The sequence below is a fragment of the Mycobacterium sp. genome, assembly GCF_050701675.1.
Classification (GTDB): domain Bacteria; phylum Actinomycetota; class Actinomycetes; order Mycobacteriales; family Mycobacteriaceae; genus Mycobacterium.
The window spans coordinates 1-2,698 of the sequence record NZ_JBOGDD010000626.1; the positions used below are offsets into that span (position 1 = coordinate 1).

3 protein-coding genes and 1 pseudogene are annotated in these 2,698 nt (G+C 68.5%); 3 read left to right on the top strand and 1 reads right to left on the bottom strand.

The genetic code is table 11. The features are described from left to right. Positions 1–452 precede the first annotated feature (452 nt). The 3 genes and pseudogenes from ACRDUX_RS19240 to ACRDUX_RS19250 form a co-directional block, all read left to right on the top strand. Positions 453–848, top strand: a pseudogene (locus ACRDUX_RS19240) (transposase); the annotation flags it as partial. Between the two features lie 68 nt (positions 849–916). Then, positions 917–1,210, top strand: a complete 294-nt coding sequence (locus tag ACRDUX_RS19245) for a transposase (RefSeq protein ID WP_526415618.1) — start codon at positions 917–919, stop codon at positions 1,208–1,210. Then, positions 1,207–2,175, top strand: coding sequence for an IS3 family transposase (locus ACRDUX_RS19250; RefSeq protein WP_526415619.1), 969 nt, complete (start codon positions 1,207–1,209; stop codon positions 2,173–2,175). Before ACRDUX_RS19245 ends, ACRDUX_RS19250 begins: the two co-directional genes overlap by 4 nt. Positions 2,176–2,323: 148 nt before the next feature. Here the strand turns inward: ACRDUX_RS19250 and ACRDUX_RS19255 are convergent. Then, positions 2,324–2,698: hypothetical protein (locus tag ACRDUX_RS19255; RefSeq protein ID WP_526415620.1), on the bottom strand; the 375-nt coding region annotated here is incomplete at its 5' end.

A 2,698-nucleotide genomic window follows, 5' to 3' on the forward strand; every position in this document is an offset into this window, starting at 1 on the left:
GCTTAACGCCGCAGGTCGCCACGGGCCGCGCAGGCCCGTGGCGACACGTTGAGGCCTGTCGCCGACGGACCCAACCGGTCGCGGCAGGCGAAAGGCCCCGGCGTCCCGTGGCAACATGGCCGCGGCAGGCGGCGAGCAACGACGCCACTCGCGAACCGGTCGGCCGCAGTCTCGCACGGCTCGACGTGCCGGCGGCGAAGCCGCGCCGACCGCCATCTCACGCCGATCTTGTGCGCGACCATCCTTCGGGGCGTTGGCACGACCCGACGCCCTGCGACCAACACTCCAGGTGGGCGGGCTGCCCCGTTCGCGCCCTGATTGCGGTCACGTCCCGTAGCGTGGTGTAGGACGGCGTCGGACGGAACGTAGTCCGGCCACCGCGGCGCTCATTCTTCGTCGGACCGTCCACAGTCCAGACGACAAGGAGGCCAGCGATGGCCGGAGTGAGCAGGATGACGATCGAGGAGGTCGTCAGGCAGGTGCTGCGCGATGAGCACGCCGACGTGATCCGCGAATCGGTCAAGGTGGTGGCGCAGGAGATGATGGAGGCTGAGGTCTCCGATCTGATCGGCGCCGAGCACGGTGAGCGCAGTGAGGATCGGGCGACGCATCGCAACGGGTATCGCCCCAGGCGGTGGGACACCCGGGCTGGCGAGATCGAGTTGCAGATCCCCAAGATCCGCCAAGGCAGCTATTTCCCGAGCTTCTTGCAGCCGCGCAAGCGCAGCGAGCAGGCGTTGGTGTCGGTGGTGCAGCAGGCGTATGTGTGCGGCGTCTCGACGCGCCGGGTCGATCAGCTCGTGGAGTCGCTCGGTTTGCGGATCAGCAAGTCGGAGGTGTCGCGGATCGTGGAATTCCCCCGTTTTTGCGGAGTCCTGAGGGCTTGCGGCGAAAGCCGCGGTAAGGATGGACATCGATGCCGAAGACGAGACCGCCGTATCCGGAGCAGTTCCGGCGCGAAGCGGTCGAGTTGGTCCGCCAGGGCCGCTCGATCGCGGATGTCGCCGAGAGCCTCGGGGTCTCGGCCCAGACCCTGCGCAACTGGTCCAAGCAGGTCGCGATCGACCGCCGAGAGCGCGATGACGGACTGACGTCCGCCGAGCGCGACGAACTGCGAGAGCTCCGCAAGCGCGTCAAGCGCCTCGAGCAGGAGCGCGACATCCTCAAGCGCGCCACGGCTCTCTTCGCAAGGGAGACCGAGACCCGGTGACCGTCTACCGGCATATCTCGGGCGAGAGAGCCCACGGCGCCCCCATCTCCCTGATGTGCGAGCTGCTCGGCGTGTCCCAATCGGGCTACTGGGCGTGGTGCACGCGCCCGCCGTCAGACCGAGAGCTCTCTGACGCGTGGCTGACCGAGCGCATCCGCAAGATCCACGGCGCGAGCAAGGGCCGCTACGGCAGTCCCAGGGTGCACGCCATGCTGCGCCGTGAGGGGATCCGCGTCGGGCGCAAGCGGGTGGAGCGGCTGATGCGCGCGGCGGGCCTGCAGGGCGCGCATCGGCGCCGCCGGCGGGGCTGCACGACCGGTGTGCCCGGCGTCGAGCCGTTCTCGGACCTGGTCGGCCGCGATTTCCGTCCCGACGCGCTGGACCGCGTGTGGGCGGCCGATATCAAGCAGATCAAGACCGGTGAGGGCTGGCTGTATCTGGCCGCGGTGCAGGACCTCTTCAGCCGCCGCATCGTCGGCTGGGCGATGGCGCCGCACATGCGCTCCGAGCTCGTCGTCGACGCCCTGCAGATGGCCGTCGCCCGTCGCCGACCCGCAAAGGGAACCGTTCACCACTCCGATCACGGCGGGCAATACATCGGCCTGACCTTCGGTCAGACCTGCCATGACGCCGGCATCGCCCAGTCGATGGGCGCCGTCGGTTCCTGTTTCGATAACGCCGTCGCCGAGACGTTCTTCGCGACGCTGACCAAGGAGACGCTGCTGCACGACGCACCGAAGCGAGGATGGGCCACCCGGGCCGAGCTGCGCTCCGCTGTCTTCGAGTACATCGAGGGCTTCTACAACCCGACCAGGCTGCATTCGACGTTGGGGATGCGCTCCCCGGCCGAGTTCGAGGCCGACCACGCCGCCGGCGACCCGGACGGCCTCGCGCGCGCGAGCACGCGCGAAAAATCTGTGGACAACCTACGGTTGCCCACAGCCACTACGACAACAACGACCTGACTCCACGGAAGCGGGGGAGGTCCATCGCCGGCGGTGAACACGTAGAAGCGCCGTCGCCCGTTTTCTGACTCGTACAGGTGGCCCTCCACGGTGAAGGTGGGGACCTGCTCGATGTGGCGCAGCTTCACGCGCTCGACCCTACCCCTGCTCAAGCGGTCGTCGCCGCGGCGGTCTTGGCCATGATGTCAAGGACGTCGTAGTAGCGCACCGGGTTGGTGAGTGACGGTGGCATCACGTCGTAATTGACGGTCAGCGTCTTCTTGCTGACCCGCCGCACGGTGCCCATGTGGCCCTTGGCGGTGCGGATCCGGTCGCCGACGACGAAGTCCTCGCGCGACCACACCCGCACACCGCTGTGCTGGATGACCTCGTCGCGCTTGGCGGTCCAGTAGGCGATCTGCTGATCGACCTGGTCGGCCTCGGCGCGCAGACGGGCGCGGTAGTCGTCGGCCGGATGGTGCTCGAGCTGCGCCAAGCGGCGCCCTAACGATGCGGCCTCCCTCTCCAGGGTGTCTAGGCGCCG